Here is a 22,852-nt window from a genome sequence, read left to right as displayed (position 1 = left end):
TCATCAGCCTATTGAACAAATCCTTGCCTTGATTGATGACTCATTAGCTTTTCGTTGACAATAAGTCTAACACAGAATCTATACCTTGCATAATATATATTTTAAATTGCACTGATAAAAAATTTTTATGAAAACAAAAAAATCACACCAGATGTGTGATCATAACTGTTAATTTATCTGATGCTTGTTTCTTAAAACTAAGATGTACTCTACTAGCAAACAGAATATAGCCAAGCCAAAGCCAGTAAATACACCAAAATATTCTGTGATAAAACTCATTAGAAAAACAGAGACAAAAAAGGCCAACGTAGAGACAACTTCGATAACGGAGTAAACATTCACAAGTTCCTTCTCATCAACCGATTCCTGTAATAATACACTCTCAGGAACTTCCTTAATCTGAGATAAAAAACCAATTACTAGAGATAGGAATAGAAAAGCAGGTGGATTTGGAAATAACACTATCAACAGAGTTACTAGTGCTGTCGCTAACAAAGAAAAGGTCATAGTTTGATATTTATAGGTAACAACTTTCTCTGCTAGACGGAAGACAATAGCACCTCCCAAGATAATCCCCAAGGAATAGGATGTATTGACGTAGCCCCAATAGCTTTCTGACCGATGTAAAATCTCAGTCACAAAAACAAGTAAAACAGAAGATACCCAGATAGCATTGGCTAGAATTTCTAAAAGATTGGCTTGGACAATAAAGCCTAATCTTGATTCTTTAGCCACCAATCTCCAACCTTTTGTTAACGTCTCAACATGCGTTTCTGAGGACAACTCTTCTTTTTCGACTAGTGGCAAACCGAACATCAAAATCGTCGAAAATGTAAACAAGGCTAACACAATGAGCAGGCTAGGATTCATTCCCAGACTCGCAAATAAGAAACCTCCTAAGCCCCAACCAACTAGTTGTACACTTTCACCACTCATAGAAATAGCTGCGTTCGCTTTAGCTAAATCACTTGCATATCGTGGAACAATCGCATAGGAAACAGGCGCTGCAAAACCATCCAAAACGGAGATTAAGGTAACAATAGCATATAAAAGAGGGAGGGAAATAGTTTCAGATTGCTTGAGTAGAAAAAACAAAATCGCTAGCAGAATCGTCTTACCAAATTGAGTCAAGAAAAGAACACGATTTAAAGCTAATCTCTTCGTTACTAATGGAACTAAGAAACTGGCTAAAAAGGAGGATAGTCCAATCAAAATTGGCACTAGGGAGGTTGAAATGACCGAACCAGATAAGACAAACACATTTGCAATCACAATGACTCTAAAAAAGACATCTGCTAGATTCGCTAGTCCCTGTGAAGTCACTAATTTTCGAATATCTTTTGACATAAACACCTCCAGTTTATTTCTCTTTCGTACATAGATGAAACAAGACATATCAGAACAGAAACAGATTTATGCTGACTATTATACAATAAATAAAAGTGCAAATAAAGGATATCATAAAAGAAGTACTCTTGAATTTCATTCATCTTATGACATAATACTCTTCGAAAATCTCTTCAAACCGCGTCAACGTCGCCTTGCCGTATATATGTGACTGACTTCATCAGTTTCATCTGCAACCTCAAAACAGTGTTTTGAGCTGACTTCGTCAGTTCTATCTACAACCTCAAAGCAGTGCTTTGAGCAACCTGCGGCTAGTTTCCTAGTTTGCTCTTTGATTTTCATTGAGTATAAAATAAAAGACTAGCCCTAGTAGTGAAAAAACTAGCATCTCACAAACAGATGCTAGTCTTATCTATAAATGGTAATATCAATCTTACATTATTTATCAAAATACTTTTTAGTCTCAGCGATAACGACTGGTGATAAGGCTAAGAGTGCAATCAAGTTTGGTAGAGCCATGAGGGCATTAACAATATCCGCAATGACCCAGACCATATCCAGCTCGATGAATCCACCTAGTAAGACCATAAGCACAAAGACCACACGATAGAGCCAGATAAAGCGAACGCCAAAGAGAAATTCAAAACAACGCTCTCCGTAATAGTTCCATCCCAAAATCGTAGTAAAGGCAAAGAGTACCAAGAAGATTGTTAGAAGAGCAGGTCCAAAGAAAGAAAATACTGTAGAAAAAGCTGACTGAGTTAGAGCAACACCATCTAAATTACCATTCCAAACCCCTGTCACCAAGATTGTCAAACCAGTCAGGGTACAGATAATCAAGGTATCAATAAAGGTTCCTGTCATAGAAATCAAACCTTGCTCCACCGGTTCGTTGGTCTTAGCTGCCGCAGCCGCAATGGGAGCTGAACCCAATCCAGACTCGTTTGAGAAGACTCCACGCGCCACACCATTTTGAATAGCAGTTCGGATACTGGCTCCTGCAAAGCCTCCTACTGCAGCCGCTGGACTAAAAGCTGATGTAAAGACCAAGGCCAGAGTTGCAGGGAGTTTCTCGATATTAAAGAAAATGACTGTCAAGGTTCCCAAGATATAGACAATAGCCATAAAGGGAACAACTGTAGTTGACACCTTTGAAATAGACTTGAGCCCACCAAAAACTGCGATCCCTACGAAAATAGATAAAACAAGTGCAGTAATTGTCGGATCAATACTAGCCGTATTTTGCACGGATTCTGTAATGGAATTCACTTGGGTAAAAGTACCGATTCCCAAAAGTGCAACTAGTACTCCAGCAACAGCAAAGAAGATTGCAAGAGGGCGCCATTTTTCGCCCATCCCTAGAAGGATATAATGCATCGGTCCTCCTGCTACCGCACCATGATCATCCTTGGTTCGATATTTGATAGCAAGTAGTCCTTCTGCATACTTGGTTGCCATTCCAAAGAAAGCAGCCACCCACATCCAAAAAAGAGCACCTGGTCCACCAACCTTGATAGCCGTTGCAACCCCGATAATATTTCCTGTACCAACAGTTGCTGCTAGGGCTGTACACAAGGCAGCAAAGCTCGACACATCCCCATGCCCTTTATCCTTGGTAAAAATAAGCTGGAAGGCCTTGGGGAGACGCAAGATCTGTAAGAGTTCTAAACGAAGAGTTAAATATATTCCTGTACCAACCAATAAAATCAAAAGGGGTGGGCCCCATACCAGAGCATCTAGCTCTTTTAGCAAATTTAACATACCATTCTCCTATCTATTCAACCCCAAAAGAAAGAGTACATGTTAAAAACATGTACTCTGGAATGCATCGATAAATGCCAAAAAGCGCTCTATCATTGCTCTGTCCTTTTACCTGAGAGTTTGAGCAGTTGCCTGCCTTGCCCCTTCGGTGCCTTTACGGTCTCTCCAGAGTTCCGTCCATTTACAGTCATGAAAAATCAAACGATTTTCCACTTCTATTAAACTTCATTCGGTGTTGTATTTAATTTTTATTTATTTTACAAGAAAATTCAGCTCTTGTCAATTATTTTCAGAAAATTTTATTATACTTTTTATGATTTTTGCTTTACTGAAAGTTCTATAATGAAGTTAGCCATCCAGTCCTCCTAAAAATTAGATGCTTCAACTAGCTTATAGCTAGTACTCGATTTCATTTGATAAGCGGCTTGATGATGTTAGGCTGGTGTCCAAGGCTAAGACTAGCCTTGCTTTAGCTGACAAAACAGCTTCAGGGGCTCCTCTTGTCACATGAAATCTCTTATAGGCATAAAAAAACAGCTCTGTGTTATACTTGTTGTTCAAACACAAACACAAGAAAGGCACAGAGATTCAAAGCCATTATACTACAAAAGCCAAACATTTGACAATCGATAGCCGTCGGTTAATCGAACGATGGAAAAAAAGGGAAATCAAATAGAGAAATTGCCCCTCTACTTGGAAAAACTCCTCAAACTATCCATACTGAAATCAAGCGTGGGACAGTCCTACAATGTGTTGGAATAGGGCGCTTCAAAAAGGTTTATTCGGCCGACTATGCTCAACAGTCTTATGAAAGTGCTGGCATTAAAATATCCTCACACATCACGCAAGGAAATCGATATATCAAGCAAGCTTTGACTATGTCGGAATTGATTGCAGCAAATTCTAAGGATCCAGCTTTTTCCTCTTTTTACAATCGAATTTCCCAAAGAGGAAGTAAGATGAGAGCCATCATTGCTTACGCACATAAGATTCTCAGAATCATTTACAAACTACTCTCCACCAAACAGACTTATCAAAAAGAAAAGGCGCTAGGACTGAGGAAACAGTTCTAACGCCCAAAATAAAAAATTTTCAATTACAGTGTAGCACAGGAAGTGATCTTTTGCGCTTTTTTACTGTTTTTTTCAAATAAAACACTAAATTATTTTTAAAAATCAACTTGTGATAATTCCCTTCAAATAAACATTTTGAATTTTCTTTGTCTTTCTTTACATTACTAAAAATGCCGATTGCAGGGATCGAACCTGTGACCTTCGCGTTACGAGTGCGGTGCTCTACCAACTGAGCTAAATCGGCAAATCCACTTATAGTATAGCACTATAAGGAAGGATGTCAAGAAATTTTCATCACAATTAAAAAAGCCTGTCCTGAGACAAGGCTTTGAGATTCTTCCTTTTAAGAACCCGCACTTTCGTAAGCGTCTAATCCCCTATCCCAGAGTTTTAAAGAAATAACAAAGAAAACAAGGGAAATCAAAATCAACCCACCAATGTTAAAGAGCCCGTCTTTGTCCTGCAAGAAATAGCTGGCAGGATAGTAAGCTGTAAAGGCAAAAGGCACGATAAAACTGATCAACCAACGAAGAAGTGAATTGTAAATGGAAATCGGATACTTGGCAAAGTCATTGAACATATAGAAGATGTAAATCATGGCGCCTGACTGCTTGGTCCAAAAAGCGATGCTGGCTGTTGCAATTTTCAAGGAAGTATAAATCAAGGTCGCAAAAGGAATACAAACTAGAAAAATCAGGAATTTTGGAAGAGTCCAAGCAATGCTAGTCACTGTTGTTCCTAATAGAATGCCACCGACCAAGAGTTCACCCAAGGCATCAATCTGAAAGGTCTCAACGAGGATGTGAAAGAGAGGATTGATAGGACGAGTCAGATACTTGTCAAACTCTCCCTTTCGCACCAAGCGCTGCCCCAGTGCCCAGAGATTGTCAAAAAAGAGATGGTCCAATCCCTTGGGAATCAAGGAAAAGCCATAGATAAAGGCAATCTCTTGAAAGGTCCATCCTTCTAGCGAAGGGATGTGTTGAAAGATGACATTGAGAAACAAGAGATTCAAGCCTTGGGTCAGGAAAACACCTAACACACCAACCACAAAATCAACCTTGTATTCCATGATTTGTTTGATGTATTGTCTGATAAAAATCAGATGCATGCGTTGATATTTTTTCATACTAACCTCCCTGAATGGTGATAAAGGACTGGACTCGTTTCCAAATCAACTGAGACAAGCCCACCATCACTATAAGCCAGAAAAGCTGAAGCAAAAGTGCTTGAAGAATCTGACTAGCATCGTATTTCCCAACAATAATCATGACCGGAGTGTAAATTAAGGATGAGAAAGGTAAGAAGGACAGAATATCTGAAATGACCTTTGGAAAGAAAGCCAAGGGAATCAAACTCCCAGACATAAAGGCCACTATGGAAGTCTTAAGTAGGTTGGAACCCCATAGGTTTTTAAATACAAAGGCAGAAAATCCAAAGCAGATATTAAAGAAAAAGTTAATCAGATAGGCCAGCGTTAAGCTAAAAAGATAAAGGACAGTTAATCCCAGCACTTCTACAATCCCTTGCCCAGATAAGATTTTCATCAAAACAATGACACTTAAAAATGGCAGTCCTACGCTGATAAAAATCAACCACTTAGAGCCCAGCTCGGTAAAGAGATAAGAAGCCGCAAAATGCACTGGTCTCAACAAACGCATGATAATGGAACCATCCTTGACCTCCTCCCCAATCATAAAGGAGCTATCCGACCTAGTCAGAAGATTGGTCACAAAACTCATGATGATGTAGAGGGTGATATCTGCCATACTGAAGCCCTGAATCAAAGACTCTTGTGAGGAATCAAAGACTGCCTTCCAGAGATAAAAGGCCACAAAAGCCCCCATGACATCGCCTATCCGATAGAGAATAAAGTTGACTCGGTAGGTGATTAATTCCTGAACACCTGCATTGATAAAGGGTTTATAACGTCTCCACAATTTGATCATCTTAGAGCTCCTTTCGATAGAAGCGACGGATAATATCCTCAATATCCGTATCCATCATCTTCAAATCGCGAATCTCAAAATCAGACAAGGTTTGCTTGATAATGTCAGCTGACTGGTAGCGAGAACTATCGAATTCAATGTTGAGGCTATTCCCTTGTCTATCAATAGTCATATCCGAAAAGCCTTCATAGTGAGAAAGGAGATGACTTTGACCTGGTAGCAGTTCAAAGGAGAGAGTCTTCATCTTGCCAAAGGTCTCCTTGAGCTGGCTCACCGTTCCATCAAAAATCTCCTGCCCCTTGTCAATCATAAAAATTCGATCACAGAGTTGCTCAATGTCGCTCAGGTCGTGAGTGGTCAAAAGAATGGTTGTTTCTTCCTCCTGATTGATCTGGGTGATAGCCCGACGAATATTGTCCTTGACCGAAACGTCCAAACCAATAGTCGGTTCATCTAAAAAGAGAACTTTGGGATTGTGAAGCAAGGAAGCCGCAATATCCGCCCGCATCCGTTGACCTAGTGAAAGAGTCCGCACAGGATCCTTGATAAATTCCTTCAAATCCAAAACTTCATTCAAAAAGTCCATGCGCTTATGGAAAAGCGAGTCTGGCACATCGTAAATCTCTTTCAAGACCGTGTAGGTCTCTTGCAGTGCCAAATCCCACCATAGCTGGGTGCGTTGTCCGAAAACGACTCCAATATCCTTGACATAATCTTGGCGATTGTCCTGGGGAATCTTGCCGTTAATCCGACAATAGCCAGATGTCGGCTTTAAAATCCCTGTCAGCATTTTGATGGTGGTTGACTTCCCAGCACCATTTGCCCCGATAAATCCTAAAATCTGCCCCTTGGGCACCTCAAAGGTCAAATCTTTGACCGCTTCAAAGGTCTGCTTTTCAGGATGAATAAAGGAGCGCAAAGCTCCCTTCAAACCCGGTTCCTTAACAGTCTTCACAAAATTTTTCTGAAGATGTTCCACTTCTATCATTGCCATATCTATCTCCCTTTAGTAAGAAACAAGATTGTATTTTTGACTACAAATATTCTAAATCCTTACTTTCTACACCTTCTTAATATTATTACAGAAGGATTTATACCAACCTATTATAGTCTAATAAAAAAAGGAATGCAAGCGTTTGCTTATAGATTATGAAATTAGAGATTTCTCTCTTAAAATAATACTTTTGAATCAGAAGTTCTGGTTTATTAGTTTCCTTAAAACACCAAAAAACCTGCCATTAGGGGCAGGTTGCTGTTTTATATGGTGCAGCTAGATTAAGCTTTACCTTCTTGAACCTACTGAGCAGTGTCACATGTTTTTTAGAAAGTTTTAACTACGATTTTATATAAAGTGCCATGAAATAGAATATAATCTGACTAAATACGTATACGTCAATCGGATTTGTTCCCGATTTCAAACAGTAATCTGTCCAAGCTACTTGATTGATGTAACACTCTCAAGATGGTAACTGTATCCTTATCAAAGCGATAAAACACTGAATAATTTTTTACTAGCAGTCGTCTAACTTTAATATCTAAACTGAGCAATTCTTCTACAATAGCGCATCTTTCAGGAAATATTTCTAAGGTTTGAATCCCTTCTGCAATAGCTTCAAAGTGATTCATGGCAGTTTTCGGTGATTGAAGCTCTTCTGCAATATAATGATAAATGGCTTCCATATCACTTTCAGCTCTTTTTAAAATATTAATGGTTATTTTAGTCATGCATTCCGTTCCTTAAATTCTTTAAAGAACTCATCGACCGATCGAACCTGACCGTTTTCTGCTTCATGATAAGCTTCAACCATCATTTGTCCAAATCGATCAGCTGTCATTTCCTCTACATTCACTGATGAAGGTGCGTCTGGCAATGAAATATCAAAAGGGATTTTCTTCGTTAATGATACTTGTTTCAATAATAGTGTAACTAATGTTGACATCGGCATCCCAAGCTGCTTCAAAACCTGTTCAGCTGATTGTTTATCTAATTCATCAACTCGAACACTAATTGTAGCTGTTTTTCCCATTCTTATCACCTCACTTAAGTTTTGTACTGTAATTGTACATCAATTTACATTACTTGTCAATTTAATGTTTTTCTGAAAACGAAATACCACTATTACACTGTTGAAAGATTAGATTAGATTAGTCATCAAAAAAGTGGTTATACAGAAAACTATTGATCATGTAGCGCTCTCGTAATCCTAACCCCCAGATGTTTTAAAAACTTACTGGTTGATTGAATGTTGCGGATATAGAAAGTAAAATTCTAAGAAAAATCTCATTTATTAAAAAATGAGGTCGTAATTTTTTCCTGACCTCATTTGTATATTTACCCCAAAAACATGAATTCTGAGGGACATTTACCACTTATTGATTTTTATAATTCATCAATTTATTTACAAAACATTAAAAGATTTTGTAGACATATATGACATTGATTTTAATTGACTAGGCTACAAAGTTTCTATGCCTTAATAAGCAGTCATTTTCTGAAATAATTTTGACAATCTGGAATTAAGAATATTTTCTTTCATTTCCTTCTGATACACTAAGAGAAATCGTTTATTACTTTCTAGTATTAAAAGCTGAAATAACAGAGCCGACAGCTGCAACACGTGCTGAACTAGCAATATCATGCTGCAAAGCGCGCGTTTCTTCTTGAATAGAAAGTTGATTTTCTTGAAATTGTTGTGTTTCTAAAAGATTATACGCCTCCTGCAATGTCAAAGCACGTCCTTCTTCAACCAGTTTATAAAGACGGTAAGTATCACTATAATTATAAAATTTCTCTGGAAAATTCTTTTTCCCATTAATGTACCCTGGTTGACTAATTTCTGTATTATGTAATTTCTGAGCCTGTTCCAGTTCCGCTTCTGCTGGTTGTATCAAAAATAACTGACGACCACCAAATAATACAATTCCTATCATCAGAAATACAAAACGTTCCAAACCTCTACCACTATCAGTAATCAAAATTAGTAAAGTAAGTACAAACATTGAAATGATAGTTTTTCCTAAGAACTGCTTAGCTTTCGTTAACTTAGCTTGTTTTTCCTGTAAATTTTTCAAAGTTACTGCTACTGGAGCTGTCAACTCACGTTTATCTTGTAAGTATTGTAAAATTTCCTCTCTCGTCATTTCCATTTCCTTTTCTTTATACTAACTCCCACTCACGGTTCATAAAGAATTTGTCCGTCTTCTTGTAAGATTACCCCGTTTTGATAGACCCAAACTACAGAACCATCTGTACTATGAACTGCATTATAGGGGATTTCATCTGTCATACCGTAGTTTCCTGCAAATACTTCACGCTCTTTAAAACCTAGCTTTTCGTTTGCATAATCAACGGAGGACTGTCCACCACTTAACCAAACACCAGTATTACGCCGTTTACGTGCATCTTCTCCACTACGTTTCACAGTAGTTCCTGTCGTATCTAAAAGCTCCGTGCTCATCTTGTAGTAAAAATCATTTGCATCTGAAAATATACCTTGTTGTCCAGTCCAGATTCTATCTTTTGAACTATCAGAAGCATCATGTTTTCCATCTACTCCATCTGGAAAAACTGTTCCACTGGGCGCCAAGTAAATCATTGAACCAGTAAATCCATGCTGTAAACTAGCCTTTAAAATCCCTCCTTCAAGAGTGGATCGATTTGTATTCAATCGCGTATCTTGTGGTTCGACAAGACCTTGTCGATCAAATTTCAAGACTTTCCCATTAGCATTCTGCCAGGTTCCAACTAGACTAGAAAACTCTCCTGACTGGATAGCAGTCACATCCAAAGTGGTCGAGGACTTTTCTTCTGTAGAACTACTCTTTTGTGAGCTTTTATTAGTTGATGATTTTGTTGATGTTCCAGCATCTTCACTCTGAGTTGAAGAAGAGTGCTTTTCTGATTCTTTTTCACCATTTCCGGTTATTTTTTTCAGTACAACTGAATCTGAGGTGATTTTTAAAGCTCCTGAATTTTTCGGTGTTAAAGTCAGAGACTCTTCCTTCATTTCATAAGATAAGCTTACTTCGTCATCCCTATATGTTCCAGTTAACTCCTTATTTTTAGAATCAACAGATAGATCCACATTATCCTCAAAAACCAAGGCATTCATTCTCAAAGATGCTACTTTATCTTTGATCTCCAAGCGATATGAAACTATCCCATTTTTCCCTTCATAAATACCGTTAAGATTCTTACCACAACCTGTTAACAAAACTAATAAGAATATCAATGAAACAAATATACTGACTCTTTTCATTATCTATCCTCTTTTTTGCGTTTTGAACGTGTTACTCCAAGTAAGCTAAGTGCACCTAGGCCAATCAAGGTTAAAACAGAGCTTGCACTACCAGTTTTTGGCAATTCTTTATTTCTAGCTACACGGCTATAGCTAACAACCTGATTCGCACTTTGAGTCTCTTTTTTCCCTTTCAGATTTTGATCTTTACTATCTTTTACATCGGTTGATGGTTTTAGCGTTGCTTGATATGCGTCATATTGAGCTTTAATTACTTGATATTCATGAGTTGCGTTAGTAAGCTCAGAAATTGCCTTTTTCAATTCTAGTTCACTTGTATGTTGTAAGTCTAGAGCTTTTTCATACTCGTGTGTGAGTTGATTAAGTGTATGTTTTGCAGCTTCTAATAGTTTAGGTCCATTTTTCAAAGCAGTAACTTTATCTTGTGCAGTTTTAAGTTCTTGTTTTGCTTCCGTTAATACGTTTAATGTGATATTAAAGTTTTCTTTAGCATCTGTCAATTGCTTAACTGCTTCATTATAACGTTGTTCAATAGCTGAAAGGTTATCTTTACGAGATTTTAATTCGTTATTATCTTGACTCAACTTTTCTTTAGCTGCAAGTAGATCTTTTTCTTTTTCTTCTTTTGTTTTAGAAATCGATTTAAGTTTTTCTTCTGCCGTTTCTTTTTCAAATTCAGCTTTACGAAGGTTATCTTTGGCTAATTCTAGTTTTGTTACTGCATCAGGAGTCTGTTCTTTAGATTCCTTAGCTTTTGTAAGTGCTTCTTTTGCATCTGCAAGAATGAGACCTGTTGCTTGAGCCTGTTCTTTTGCAGTTGCTAATTCGGTTTGTTTTTCAACTAATTCAGTCTTTGCTTTAGAAAGAGTAACTTCTGCATTCGTAACTTCAGCTTTTGCTTGTTCAATACGTTCGGTTGGTGACTCCACTTTAATTTCAGTAGTATCAAATTTTGATGGATCTTTAATATAACGTGGTTCTACATATTCGAAATGTGTCTTACCAACGGCTAATCCATGTCCAATAGCAAGGCCAAAATATGCTGGTTCATTTGTATAACCTACAACACTTCGTGCGTGTTCCCATTCATATCCATTGAATAAGAATGCTTCTAATGATTTATAAATGGTAGCTTTAGCTTCATCCATTGTTTTAGTATAGAACTGATCAGCATTTACACCTAAGTGTTTGTACTCATTTTCATAATCATCGTCATTAAATCCATATGAAAATAGGTTTTCATAAAATTGAAGATTTTTACCGGTTTTTAGGCCAAACTCATGTGCAACCTCATTAATGACCTTAACATCATGCCCATCATCCATTTGATAACCATTTGCTTCATCTCTACGTACAACTGTATTTGCAAATTTAAGAGAGTCTTTTGTAATTGTAACAAGTGGTGATCCGTATTGCTTACGTACTTGATTAATCAAATCAGCTGCAAATTGTGTCAATTCTAATTGTTGGTCATATGTTAAATTTCGAATATCAACACTTCGAGTTTTATCAACTTCGTTTGACTTGTATTCATTTTTATCACCAACGATTTCATTAATACGTTTCAAGGTTACTTCGTCATCTTCTTTTAGTGCTTTAATATATTCATCACTAAGAGTTAATGTATTTACGACTTGATTCGTTGTTAATGTTTTTAGTGTTGTGGTCGCTTCATTCAGCATTTGTTGTGCTTCTTGCACTCGTTGTTCTGCTACCTTAACCTCTGCTTCTTTGTTTGTTACTGTATTATTTGCAATAACATTGTTGGTTGTTGCTTGGGTAACTTTTTCGTCTAAGATATTGATTGTTTCATTACGTTTGTTATCAGCTGCTTTTGCATCGTCGACTTGATGCTCAGCTAGTGTAACCGCATCTTTTGACTGCTCTACAACTGTTTTTGCTTGAGTAAGTGCATCAGTTAGTTCACGTTCATTTGTATGACGAATAGATTCTTCAACTTCTTGAACACGATCTTGTGCTGATTGAACGATATGTTCTTGTTCGTTTACTTGTTCAGTTGCTTGTTTGAGTTTTGTTATTTCAACTTCAATGGTTTGATTAGCATGAGTTACTTGATCAGCTGATACTGAATGTTGCATTGTTGCATTATTAACCTGTTCAACTGCATTGGTTAGTTTATCTTCCGCTTCAGCAATAGATATATCAGATGCTTTTTGATTCGTTTCTGCATCTTGTACATTTTGTTTCGCTACAGATACCTGTTTTTCAAGTTCTGTTACTGTTTGAATGGCATTGTCATTCACTGTACGTGCATTTTCAACAGTTTGTTCAGCATGTTTCACGTTTTCTTTTGCGTGATTGACTTGTTCTTTTGTAATTTCTACGGTTTTAGTTGATGTTTGCTCAGTGACTACTTGAGAAGAAAGTCCTTGTTCAGTTAATTCCTTAGCATTGACATCTTCAACCTTTGCTAGGCTAGCTGTAACAAGTGCAGCTGCTGCTAAACTCCATTTTGTGCGTTTATCCATATTTCACTCCTTATAAGTCGTTCTTCCATTAGTTTAATACAAAATACCTATTTTGTAAAGTGATTTCAGTATAATTTTAACTCTACAGAGGGGATTTGTGGTGATAATTTAAGAGTTACAATAGAGAAATTAGGGGATTATATGAACAAATACACATTACAAAAACATATCTCTCTTCGAATCCGACATTTAAGAAAGCAGAAAAAAATGACACAGTGGGAGTTGAGTGAGAAAGCCAATCTAGGTATTAATTATATCTATAATATTGAAAATAAAAATTTAAATATAAAATTAGAAACGTTAGAGAAAATTATCATTGCTTTGGAAGTCACTGAAGCTGAATTTTTTAACTTTTTTAATCAAGAAACTGATTTTGAGACGACAAAAACATTTGAACTGATTTCTGAACTACCCATTTCAAAACGAAAAAAACTACTTGATGCTATTAACCTCATCTTAGAAACTTTAGAAGAATAAAATGCTAGACTTTTTTATCTAGCATTTTTCTATTGACACTTCAATTTTATAGTGTGTTGAATAAACAATAGTACAGTCTGGCTTCTAAAATATTACTAGAAATTGATTTGATTTTCCTAGTCAATTTGTTCAGATTTTATTTCATTACACTATATATCTGATAAAAATATGATTCAAATTAGGTCGATGCATCCTTGATGTAACTAGGTTACTGACTTTATCAGTTTTATATAAAATTTAAGGCAGTTCTTCAAGTTGACTTTGTTAGTCATATGAAGTATCTTAGATAAAAAATTAAATCTACCATATAAGTTAGTGAATATTCCCAAAATGAAACGCATATTATCAAGGTTCTTACCACCTGATAATATGCGTTTTTCTAATTTTAAAGACTTGTTTATCAACATCTTTGATTTACATTTATTCTCACAACTCTATAAAAAATTAAATTGAAAAAAACCCACCCTCAGGGGCAGGTTTCTGTTATGTTTTGTTCAGCTAGATTAAGCTTTACCTTCTGAACCGAATACGTCGATACGTTCTTCAACTGATGCTTGGATAGCTTTTACACCGTCAGCCAAGAATTTACGTGGGTCGAAGAGTTTCTTCTTGTCGTATTCTGCTTCGTTTGCTTCGTAGTCACGAGCAAATTTACGAGTTGCGTTAGCGAATGCGATTTGGCATTCAGTATTAACGTTAACTTTAGCAACACCAAGTTTGATAGCTGCTTGGATTTGGTCATCAGGAATACCTGATCCACCGTGCAATACGATTGGGAATCCTGGTACAGCTTCAGTCAATTTTTGCAAGTGGTCAAGGTGAAGACCTTTCCAGTTTGCTGGGTAAGGACCGTGGATGTTACCGATACCAGCTGCCAAGAAGTCGATACCAGTTGCAACCATTGCTTTAGCGTCTTCAATTGGAGCCAATTCACCGTCACCGATGATTCCGTCTTCTTCACCACCGATAGTTCCAACTTCAGCTTCTACTGATACACCATTTGCGTGAGCAAATTCTACAACTTTACGAGCTTTTTCAAGGTTTTCTTCAACTGGAAGGTGTGAACCGTCAAACATAACTGAAGTATAACCAACTTGAATACACTCAAGTGCATCTTCGTAGTGACCGTGGTCAAGGTGGATAGCTACTGGTACAGTGATACCCATTGATTCAACAAGGTTAGCGATCAAGTTGCGAGCAACTTTGTAACCACCCATGTATTTAGCAGCACCCATTGAAGTTTGGATCAAAACTGGAGCTTTTTTAGCTTCTGCTGCACGCAAGATAGCTTGAGTCCACTCAAGGTTGTTTGTGTTAAATCCACCAACTGCATAACCGTTGTCACGAGCTGCTTGGACAAATTTTTCTGCTGAAACGATTGCCATTTTATCAGGCCTCCTGTATATTTTTATGGGACATCCCATTTACATTGTTCATTTTATCACTTTTTCACAAAAAAAGCTAGTTTTTCCCGTGGTTTCGATTGAATTTCTTCTATTTTTAGATATGTAAACCTTTTCCCACTTGGTCTAATCCTTGTTCTGAGGCAGGTTCATGTAAAATGCCAAGTGGTCGTTATATCTTTCGAAACGATAGTAGATTTCTTCGTTTTCCAATAAACTTTTAACTACGAAGAGTCCCAAGCCAGCTCCCTTACTTTGTCGACTAGAAGTCGTAAAGGATTGTTCAAACTTATCTTGCTCTTCTGTTGTACAGGTGTTTTCTATAAAAATCCAGCCATCTTTTACTCCAATTTTTAGATAACCTCCTTGGACAGAGTGTTTCACAGCATTACTGATAAGATTGGAAAGAATCAGCTTTAGTACCGAAGGATTTAGATAAGTTTGTTGGTCAGTCAGTTGATTCACAACTGAGATTTCCCTCTCCTTGGCTAACAAGTCATAGTCCTTCAATAGAAGATTGGTCATATCCAGAAGATTGATGTCTTCCTTCTTATCTCGCAGTTCCTGTACCGAAGAAAGGGATAGGATTTGCTGGACATGGTGACTCAAATCGTCAACGATACCCAAAGAAACTCCCAGATAATGGTCTCTATCTTTGTAGCGTCCGATATTGGCTTGCATATTTTCCAGAAGAATCTTTAGACTAGCTAGAGGTGTCTTGAGCTCATGGGAAGCTCCTCGTAAAAACTCAACCTTCATCTTTTCCAGCTGGAGGATGGCCTCGTTTTTCTCATGCAAATCTGCAATCACAGTCAAGAGATGCTGATAAAGGCTGTTGATTTGTTCTTTAAGATCGCCAATTTCATCCTTAGAATCCACGCGCAACCTCACTTCTGCATCCAAATCCATCATCCGTCGAGTCACTCGTTTGATTTCCAAAATAGGAGCAACAATGGTTCTAGCATAGATTAAGGCGATGAGGAGCGAAATGATGAAAGACGCTAATAAAGTATAAGGCAGAAATTGAAGACTGATGTCTTCTGCTTCTTTTTGCAAATCCATAGAAGCTAAAAACTGCAAGGTCATAGTCTGACCATCCTTGATTTGAACTTCTCTTTCCTCAATGACCAAGGAAGCCGTCTGTCGTTCTTTATCAATGGGAAGATTGTCCTTGACCTCCAACTTATCCTGGGTCATCTCTCCCTTGATGGATCCCTTAATATCACTACTTTGAGAATAAAGTTCAAGGACTTCCTGGATAGTTTGACTGTCCTTTCCTTGGAGGGATTGTGCAATTTCTGTAGCCTTGAGCCCTATGTTCTCCTGACGGTGACTGAGATAGGTTGATGGAAAGAGGAAATAGATGGCCAAATGTAAACAAATGACTAAGGTAGAAAATACCGAGAAGGTATAAATAAATATCTTTTTAAATAGACCTGAACGTTTCATTTTCTCTCCAATTTATAGCCAACATTGCGCACGGTAAGAATACAATCTAAATCCAATTTTTTCCGTAATTCCTTGATATAGACATCGATCACTCGGTCAAAAGGAACCTCATCTGTCATCTTCCATACAGCATCGATAATCTGCGACCGTGTTAAGGCACGACCTTCATTTTTAACCAGATAGTCTAAAATTTCTAATTCTTTTGCATTCACTGCAACTTCTTGATCAGCCACTGTGGCACTATAACTGTCAAAATCGACCTTGGTATCCTTATAGGTAAAGCTACGACCTGCATCATAATAACGTTTAAAGATAGCATCCACTCGTACTTTTAACAAAGATAGAGAAAAAGGCTTTTCCAAATAACCATCAGCTAATGCAGCAAAGGCACTCATCTTATATTCTTCGTCCTGAAAGGCTGTCAACATGAGGACTGGAACTTGACTGCTTTTTCGGATTTCTGACAAAACCTCTAAACCATTGAGTTTCGGCATTTGAATATCTAGGAGAATCAGAGCAACTTGGTGATTGGAAAATTGTTCTAAGGCCTCAAGGCCATCTGCTGCCTGAATGGTTTCATAGCCACAATCCGTCAAATAGTCACTAATTCCCTCACGGATCATGTCTTCATCTTCTACAATTAGAATTTTCATATAAATCCTTTTCTATCAAAAATGCTACCTATATTATATCTCATTTGAATGAGAATAGGTAGCAGGTTTTTTATTCACTATCCAACAAGAGTTCTTTTGGTTGTTTAAAGAGGAGATTGCTGGAAGCAAGTGCCATAACTAATACTACAAGAACTAAGCCAAGTACAAAGATGATAGCAAAGTCAGAAGGTTGAATGGAAATATCCAGACTTGAAAGTGTCTTGCTAAAGCCGTCAACTTCTGCACCACCACCGAGATTGGAAGCTTGGGCTGCCTTACTTGCCTGCTTAGCCACATCTGATGTGACATTGGCTAGTACTGTATTTCCAATAGCACGAGCTGTATAATTAGCTAGGAAGTAGGCTGAAATGAGAGCTGGAATAGCAATCATAACTGCTTCTGTGATAAATTGTCCTAAAATACTTGCTTGTTTTAGACCAATTGAAAGGAGAATTCCAACCTCTTTACGACGAGCGTTAATCCATAGTGTCAGTAAGAGAGCAAGTAGAAGAACAGAGAAGCTCAAGCTACCCCAGAAAAGCAGATTAGCCATCTTGTACATGCCTGAGATTGATTGTTCAAGGGCAGGGTAGTTAGATGAACTCTTAATCAAGCTATACATCTTCCAGTTGATACCGTTGATAGAGCCTAATTCTTGCATGACACTATCTAGGTTCTTATCTCCAGCCACAAAGAAGGTAGCATCGCCATAGATAGCTGTATCTTCTGTATAACCATAGAGCTGGGCAGCTGTGTGAATATCTGTGATAGCTGTATTCTCATATAGTTCTTGTGAGTAGGTCACAGCAGATTTATTATGTCCATCAAAGAGTCCTTTGATCGTTACTTCTACTGTTTCCTTGGCTCCTTTTTCATTATCGGCATCGTAGATATTGGAGTTGAGTTTGACCTTGTCTCCTACTTTCCAACCGTGTTTAGCAGCCAAGTTTTTGTGCATGAGAATTTGGTATTTGTCATCGTTTGTTAAATGCTCACCTTCGACCAGTTTGTAAGAGCCTGACACAAACTTGTCTTCTTTAGAAGAGTCATTGACTCCTGTTATCATCAAGCTACTTCCAAAACGTTGAGCTCGATCTGGCGTTAGATTTTTCTTAGTTTCAGGTGTCTCAATCAATTCATAGCCTGTTAAATCACCGATAGCGTTGATCCGTTTGATGTAGGATTCGATGGCTTTATTCTCTGTAATTTTTTTGATATCTTCACCCTTGATATTCCCTGCACCACGTGGAGTTCCTTGATTGACTCTACGATTGATTTGCATGGAAAAACTATTGGTGATATTTTTAAAGGTTTCCTGAGAAGCCTTGGCTGTCGCACCCTTGATAGACAAGCCGACCAAACTCAAACTAGCCATCAAGAGAATGATAAGAAAGATCACAAGGGACTTAAAAAATTTTCTTGTGACATAGGCAAATGCGTTGTGTAACATAAGATTCCTTTCTAGATTTACTTCAATTATATATTTAAAAGATTTAGTTACTATTTTTTCTTGTTTCAGTCAGTTTCTTATCCTTCAATTCAAGTGTAATATCTGATGCCTGTGCTACTTCCTTACTGTGGGTCACAACAATCACACACTTGCCTGTTTTCTCAGCAAGAGATTTGAGCAGGTCAATAATATCTCCAGCAGTCTTAGGATCTAGGTTTCCTGTTGGTTCATCTGCTAAAATCACTGGCGCCTCAGATACAAGACTACGAGCAATGGCAACCCGTTGTTGCTGCCCACCTGATAATTGGAGAACATTCCGCTTGATCTGACTTTCATCTAAACCAAGTTCAAGAAGGGTATCCTTGCTGGCCTTTTTATTGACCAAGCGGATATTTTCCAATGGAGAAAGATAATCAATCAAATTATAGTTTTGGAAAACTAGCGAGATATGGTGCATACGGTGATAAGAATAACCTTGTTCACGAATGTCCTTTCCCTCAAACTTAATAGCACCTTCGACTGGGCTATCAAGTCCTGCTAATAGAGATAAGAGTGTTGACTTCCCAGCTCCTGATTCTCCAATGATGCTATAGAATTTTCCATGTTCAAAATCGTAATTGATTTTATATAATACAGCTTCTGCAGTGTTTTTGTAACGATACGTAAGATCTTGTAATTGTAGTAAAGTCATGATTTCTCCTTTATTAACTGATGGATGATAAAATTTCCTTAGGTGATTTTCTAAATAAAAAGATAAAACAAAGTGCAACTGACAAGCAGCTAATCACAAGTAGAAAGACGTAAGATTCTCCAAATGATAGAATACTGGTTGAAAGATTCGTTGCCTTTGCTAGCGTATCTTGTAGTGCGGCTTGATCGCCACTTGCTAGTACAGTCTTCAAGAGATAGGAAGTAATGGCATTCCCAGCCACAAATGCTGGCAGAATAGCTGCCAATGAAACTAGGATGACTTCCAGGCAGAATTGGCTAAAGATTGCTATTTTTCCTTTTCCTAGTGCCAATAAAATACCAACCTCGTAGACTCGCTCTCGTAACCAAAGTGACAAGACCAAAATCAGCGCTCCCACACCAGCAATCATAATGCCATAGAGGAAAATTTGGAGGAAGGTTTGGAAGGTCGAAACTGAATCCTTGATTTGTTCAAAAGCCTTATTTTCCTTTTCTACTTGGAAACCTTGGTTTTCCAGAGATAACTTTTCAACCTCTTGAAGGATGCCATCCATATCTTTGGGATTTTCTAGATAGAAACGAGCAGCAGAAACTTGAGCTTCCTTATTTCCAAGAAGAGTTTGGCTACTTTCGTAGTCAGTATAGACCGTATTTTCACTAAAGTCTGATGATAGACCGGTAAATTTCTCTTGCTTCTGCCCTGAGAAAATACCTACGATTTCATAATCTAGCCTTTGTCCACTATTTCCTTCTACTGGAACAGGATTTAAGCTAATCTTATCACCTATTTTTAGATTGTTTTTCTTGGCTAAATCTTCATGGATTAAGATTTTTTTGCTATCTCCTTTTTCTAAATGCCTTCCTTCTTTAAGGGTAAAGGCGGAACTTGTAAAAGAAACATCCTTGGAAGAATCTTCCAAAGCAATCAAACTGACGAGATTTTTTTCAGCCTCTGTCAAATCATCCCTTTGAATACTTTGTTCTCCAGTAACGACTTCTTTGTCAGTTAACTTGGCTATTGTTTCTAACTCAGGTGAAATATTCTCAAGACCCTTTATCTTTTTCAGGCAATCTAGTTGAGACAATTGAAAAGTCTGATCCGGTTCGATTCTTTTAATCGAGAAAGATGTATTCAATGATCGATAGAGATTATTTTCTACTGTTTTGTTGGACTTCATGAGCGTCAAACAAGCCGATATTCCAGCCAATAAGACAAATAGAATCAGGAATAATATGAGACTTCTCAGTCGTTTTCTGCTGACGTAAGCCCAAGCTCTTTGAATGGGATTCATATAGCACCTCCATATTTGTAAGACTATTATAATATCCAAATATGAAATGTTTATGAAATAAGAAAAATTTTTGAAATAAAATAAGCCAGTATTTCTACTGACTTTATATTTATAAATCACCCAGATTAAAACAGAGAAAATGCAGCAACTATCCCAGAGAAAATGTTAGCTACAGCATGTATGATCCAACTTGTTAAAATGGACCCTCCAGCTTTCTTTTCATTAACAAAACCAAGATAAGCTGCTATTGCTCCAGTAAAAAATATAATGAAAAAAGTGACTTCTAAACTTACTACTGAAGCAAATAATACTCCATGAAGCAATCCAAAAGCGATAGCCTGTATCGTATTTGCAAAGACAAACGGCATGTGATTTGCCATTCGTTTCAGTAGAAATCCTCTAAATAGCAGTTCCTCTGGCAAAGATGTTTGCAAAATACTATAAATTAGAATACTTGGTAAAGCCTTATAGCCCATACCAGAAAAAGTCGAAGTAGCCGTTTCTATACTACGTGTTAGAGGAAAGATAAGCATATAAAAAATGGTAAACAAGAGAAAACCACCAATTATCCATGTAATTAGATAAGAATCTTTATCCCTTTTAATAGATTTTAAACCAATCCATTCCATAAATGGGACTTTCCCCCTCACAGTCAGAAACCACCAGATAGAAGGTAGTAAAATAATAAAGAGAATTTGAATAAAGGCGCTCATTATTCGTTGAAGTTCATTAACCATCGTAATCCCCCTTTACATTTTTGAAATACTTATTTTAAATCAGGAAATACAAGTCTTTAACTATGAAAGCTTTCCGATAAGAACCCTTATAAACTAGGATAGATTAAACTTTTCTACACTACTACCTCTCTAATTTTTTCAAAACTGAACTTTTGCCATCTTTTCTATATCTATTATAGCACTTTTTGAATTGAAAGAAAAAAACCACAAGAAAAAGGTATTCTTCTCCTGTAGATTTATTGCTATGCATTTCAACAAAAAAGAGCTAGCTGAAGCTAACTCTTTTCCTATGCGGAGAGAGGGACTTGAACCCTCACGACCTAAAGCGGTCACAGGATCCTTAGTCCTGCGCGTCTGCCAATTCCGCCATCCCCGCGTCGATTACTTTACTAGTATATCAACTTTCACAAACTTTGTCAACACTTTTTTCAGATTTTTTTCATTTTTTTTGAATACATTATTCTTTGATTTCAACTAGATTTTCATCAAGGAGTTTCGCTCCTAATGTATTCTTAAAATGTCCAAGTGCAAACTGGTGATTTTCAGGCCAGATTGATGCAACTGCTGGCTTAACAACTTCTATCTGATACCCAAGATTATAGGCATCGATAGCCGTATGCAATACACAGATATCTGTAAGAACACCTGTTAAGATGACTGTATCCACGCGACGCTCTCTCAGACGGATATCCAAATCTGTGCCAGAAAAAGCCGAATAGTGACGCTTGTCCATCCAGAAAACACGACTATCGCCAGCATATTCCTGATAGAACTCGGCTAACTTACCATATAGATTACGCCCGCTGGTCCCAATCAGATTATGAGGGGGAAATAGTTTACTTTCTGGATGAAAGACATCATTTTCCTCATGAGCATCAATGGTAAAGAAAATATAATCTCCACGGTCAAATGCTAATCTAGTCACCTGATTGATCGCTTCTGATATAGCTTGAGCAGGAGCTCCAGCTGTCAATTTTCCATAATCCGCTACAAAATCTTCTGTATAGTCAATTGAAATTAAAGCATTAGCCATTAATAGTCCCTCTTTTTCACTTCTTCAAAGATATCTGGGATCAAGACCTTAAGATAAGTTCCCTTCATCCCCAGTGAACGACTTTCAATAATTCCTGCTGATTCGAGTTTTCGAAGAGCATTGACAATCACAGAACGCGTAATACCGATACGGTCTGCAATAACTGAAGCAGTTAATTGTCCTTCATTGCCATTCAATTCACCCAAAATAGCTGATACTGCTCGTAACTCAGAGTAAGAAAGAGTATTGACTGCCATTGTTACGGCTGTACGACGGCGGATATTTTTCTCATCTTCTTCACGTTGGAAGTTCAAAAGCTGAATACCAACCACCGTGCTGGCAATCTCAACAAGGATCAAATCCTCATCTTCAAATTTCTTATCATTACGCCAGATAATCAAAGATCCCAAACGAATCCCAGAAACATGAATTGGAGCAATCGTTGTCAAACCATCTGGGAAATCTGCACGACTCTCAACTGGAAAGATGCTTAATTCGTGATCTACAGTCAGATTTGCTTCTGTATCGTAAATCATATTTGCCCCTTGGATATAATCCTCAGGGAAAATCTTTGTTTGGAAGAACTGCTCTACACGATCGGTGTTTGTTTTATAGCGCATAAAGTAGCCCAATAAACGCCCCTTGCTATTGACAATACAAGCATTGCAATCGATGATATCTGCTAATTGACGTGTAATGGCATTATAGGGAAGCTCATCCTGTAGTTGCTCCTCCGAACGCTTTAAGATAGATGTGATTTTTCTCGTTTTTTCTAATAAATGTGCCATTT

At 37.5% G+C, this 22,852-nt stretch carries 20 protein-coding genes, 2 tRNA genes, 1 pseudogene and 1 riboswitch; of the genes and pseudogenes, 2 read left to right on the top strand and 21 right to left on the bottom strand.

Annotated elements, in window-relative coordinates; all coding sequences use genetic code 11:
• Positions 1-168: 168 nt before the first annotated feature.
• Together GEZ89_RS04960 and GEZ89_RS04955 are read right to left on the bottom strand one after the other, a co-directional pair.
• Positions 169-1,347 carry a ryptide export MFS transporter gene (locus GEZ89_RS04960; protein ID WP_153225179.1) on the bottom strand — a complete coding sequence of 393 codons (1,179 nt, stop codon included), beginning with the start codon at positions 1,345-1,347 and terminating at the stop codon, positions 169-171.
• 438 nt (positions 1,348-1,785) lie between these two features.
• Complete coding sequence (locus GEZ89_RS04955) at positions 1,786-3,108, bottom strand: alanine/glycine:cation symporter family protein (RefSeq protein ID WP_153225178.1); 1,323 nt, start codon at positions 3,106-3,108, stop codon at positions 1,786-1,788.
• A gap of 90 nt (positions 3,109-3,198) precedes the next feature.
• A riboswitch (glycine riboswitch) is annotated at positions 3,199-3,287 on the bottom strand.
• Between the two features lie 407 nt (positions 3,288-3,694).
• On the opposite strand from GEZ89_RS04955, the pseudogene GEZ89_RS04950 reads away from it, so the two are divergent.
• A pseudogene (locus GEZ89_RS04950) lies at positions 3,695-3,920 on the top strand (helix-turn-helix domain-containing protein); the annotation flags it as partial.
• 432 nt (positions 3,921-4,352) lie between these two features.
• On the opposite strand, the gene GEZ89_RS04945 reads toward GEZ89_RS04950, so the two are convergent.
• The 9 genes from GEZ89_RS04945 to GEZ89_RS04905 form a co-directional block, all read right to left on the bottom strand.
• Positions 4,353-4,425: transfer RNA gene (locus GEZ89_RS04945), tRNA-Thr, on the bottom strand.
• 99 nt (positions 4,426-4,524) lie between these two features.
• Positions 4,525-5,310 carry an ABC transporter permease gene (locus tag GEZ89_RS04940; protein WP_153225177.1) on the bottom strand — a complete coding sequence of 262 codons (786 nt, stop codon included), beginning with the start codon at positions 5,308-5,310 and terminating at the stop codon, positions 4,525-4,527.
• Between the two features lies 1 nt (position 5,311).
• Positions 5,312-6,130 carry an ABC transporter permease gene (locus tag GEZ89_RS04935; RefSeq protein ID WP_153225176.1) on the bottom strand — a complete coding sequence of 273 codons (819 nt, stop codon included), beginning with the start codon at positions 6,128-6,130 and terminating at the stop codon, positions 5,312-5,314.
• A 1-nt stretch (position 6,131) separates the two neighbouring features.
• The gene (locus tag GEZ89_RS04930) at positions 6,132-7,124 is read right to left on the bottom strand and encodes an ABC transporter ATP-binding protein (protein ID WP_153225175.1); all 993 of its coding nucleotides are present in this window, start codon (positions 7,122-7,124) and stop codon (positions 6,132-6,134) included.
• 398 nt (positions 7,125-7,522) lie between these two features.
• Entirely contained in the window at positions 7,523-7,855 is a 333-nt protein-coding gene (locus GEZ89_RS04925) for a type II toxin-antitoxin system RelE/ParE family toxin (protein WP_153225174.1), read from the bottom strand.
• Positions 7,852-8,157, bottom strand: a complete 306-nt coding sequence (locus tag GEZ89_RS04920) for a type II toxin-antitoxin system RelB/DinJ family antitoxin (protein WP_153225173.1) — start codon at positions 8,155-8,157, stop codon at positions 7,852-7,854. Before GEZ89_RS04920 ends, GEZ89_RS04925 begins: the two co-directional genes overlap by 4 nt.
• A gap of 541 nt (positions 8,158-8,698) precedes the next feature.
• On the bottom strand, positions 8,699-9,271 hold the full coding sequence (locus GEZ89_RS04915; protein WP_153225172.1) for a hypothetical protein: 573 nt from the start codon (positions 9,269-9,271) through the stop codon (positions 8,699-8,701).
• 32 nt (positions 9,272-9,303) lie between these two features.
• On the bottom strand, positions 9,304-10,389 hold the full coding sequence (locus GEZ89_RS04910) for a DUF6287 domain-containing protein (RefSeq protein ID WP_153225171.1): 1,086 nt from the start codon (positions 10,387-10,389) through the stop codon (positions 9,304-9,306).
• Positions 10,389-12,878: an SEC10/PgrA surface exclusion domain-containing protein gene (locus tag GEZ89_RS04905; RefSeq protein ID WP_153225170.1), complete on the bottom strand. Its 2,490-nt coding sequence runs from the start codon at positions 12,876-12,878 to the stop codon at positions 10,389-10,391. Before GEZ89_RS04905 ends, GEZ89_RS04910 begins: the two co-directional genes overlap by 1 nt.
• A 141-nt stretch (positions 12,879-13,019) precedes the next feature.
• Here GEZ89_RS04905 and GEZ89_RS04900 point away from each other — a divergent pair, with 141 nt between their 5' ends.
• Positions 13,020-13,355 carry a helix-turn-helix domain-containing protein gene (locus GEZ89_RS04900; protein ID WP_075232165.1) on the top strand — a complete coding sequence of 112 codons (336 nt, stop codon included), beginning with the start codon at positions 13,020-13,022 and terminating at the stop codon, positions 13,353-13,355.
• A gap of 503 nt (positions 13,356-13,858) precedes the next feature.
• Here GEZ89_RS04900 and GEZ89_RS04895 read toward each other — a convergent pair.
• The 10 genes from GEZ89_RS04895 to codY all read right to left on the bottom strand — a co-directional run bounded on the left by GEZ89_RS04895 (position 13,859) and on the right by codY (position 22,850).
• On the bottom strand, positions 13,859-14,740 hold the full coding sequence (locus tag GEZ89_RS04895) for a class II fructose-bisphosphate aldolase (protein WP_001019005.1): 882 nt from the start codon (positions 14,738-14,740) through the stop codon (positions 13,859-13,861).
• Positions 14,741-14,884: 144 nt separating this feature from the next.
• The gene (gene vncS, locus GEZ89_RS04890; RefSeq protein ID WP_153225169.1) at positions 14,885-16,207 is read right to left on the bottom strand and encodes a sensor histidine kinase VncS; all 1,323 of its coding nucleotides are present in this window, start codon (positions 16,205-16,207) and stop codon (positions 14,885-14,887) included.
• On the bottom strand, positions 16,204-16,860 hold the full coding sequence (gene vncR, locus GEZ89_RS04885; protein WP_153225168.1) for a response regulator transcription factor VncR: 657 nt from the start codon (positions 16,858-16,860) through the stop codon (positions 16,204-16,206). The genes vncS and vncR overlap by 4 nt, the downstream gene beginning before the upstream one ends.
• Before the next feature lie 70 nt (positions 16,861-16,930).
• A complete protein-coding gene (vex3, locus tag GEZ89_RS04880) occupies positions 16,931-18,310 on the bottom strand; it encodes an ABC transporter permease subunit Vex3 (RefSeq protein ID WP_153225167.1) in 1,380 nt (459 codons plus the stop codon).
• Between the two features lie 43 nt (positions 18,311-18,353).
• Positions 18,354-19,001, bottom strand: coding sequence for an ABC transporter ATP-binding subunit Vex2 (gene vex2, locus GEZ89_RS04875; protein WP_153225166.1), 648 nt, complete (start codon positions 18,999-19,001; stop codon positions 18,354-18,356).
• Positions 19,002-19,014: 13 nt separating this feature from the next.
• Complete coding sequence (locus GEZ89_RS04870) at positions 19,015-20,292, bottom strand: ABC transporter permease (RefSeq protein WP_153225165.1); 1,278 nt, start codon at positions 20,290-20,292, stop codon at positions 19,015-19,017.
• Positions 20,293-20,417: 125 nt separating this feature from the next.
• A complete protein-coding gene (locus tag GEZ89_RS04865) occupies positions 20,418-21,029 on the bottom strand; it encodes a CPBP family intramembrane glutamic endopeptidase (protein WP_153225164.1) in 612 nt (203 codons plus the stop codon).
• A gap of 290 nt (positions 21,030-21,319) precedes the next feature.
• Positions 21,320-21,405 (bottom strand) — tRNA-Leu (locus GEZ89_RS04860).
• A gap of 81 nt (positions 21,406-21,486) precedes the next feature.
• Positions 21,487-22,062 (bottom strand): cysteine hydrolase family protein, encoded by a 576-nt coding sequence (locus GEZ89_RS04855; protein ID WP_153225163.1) that lies wholly within the window; start codon positions 22,060-22,062, stop codon positions 21,487-21,489.
• Positions 22,062-22,850 carry a GTP-sensing pleiotropic transcriptional regulator CodY gene (gene codY / locus GEZ89_RS04850; RefSeq protein ID WP_153225162.1) on the bottom strand — a complete coding sequence of 263 codons (789 nt, stop codon included), beginning with the start codon at positions 22,848-22,850 and terminating at the stop codon, positions 22,062-22,064. Before codY ends, GEZ89_RS04855 begins: the two co-directional genes overlap by 1 nt.
• Positions 22,851-22,852: the final 2 nt, after the last annotated feature.

Origin of the sequence: Streptococcus mitis, assembly GCF_009496285.1 — a bacterium.
Classification (GTDB): Bacteria; Bacillota; Bacilli; order Lactobacillales; family Streptococcaceae; genus Streptococcus; species Streptococcus mitis_BP.
This window is presented reverse-complemented; position numbering and strand designations above follow the sequence as displayed.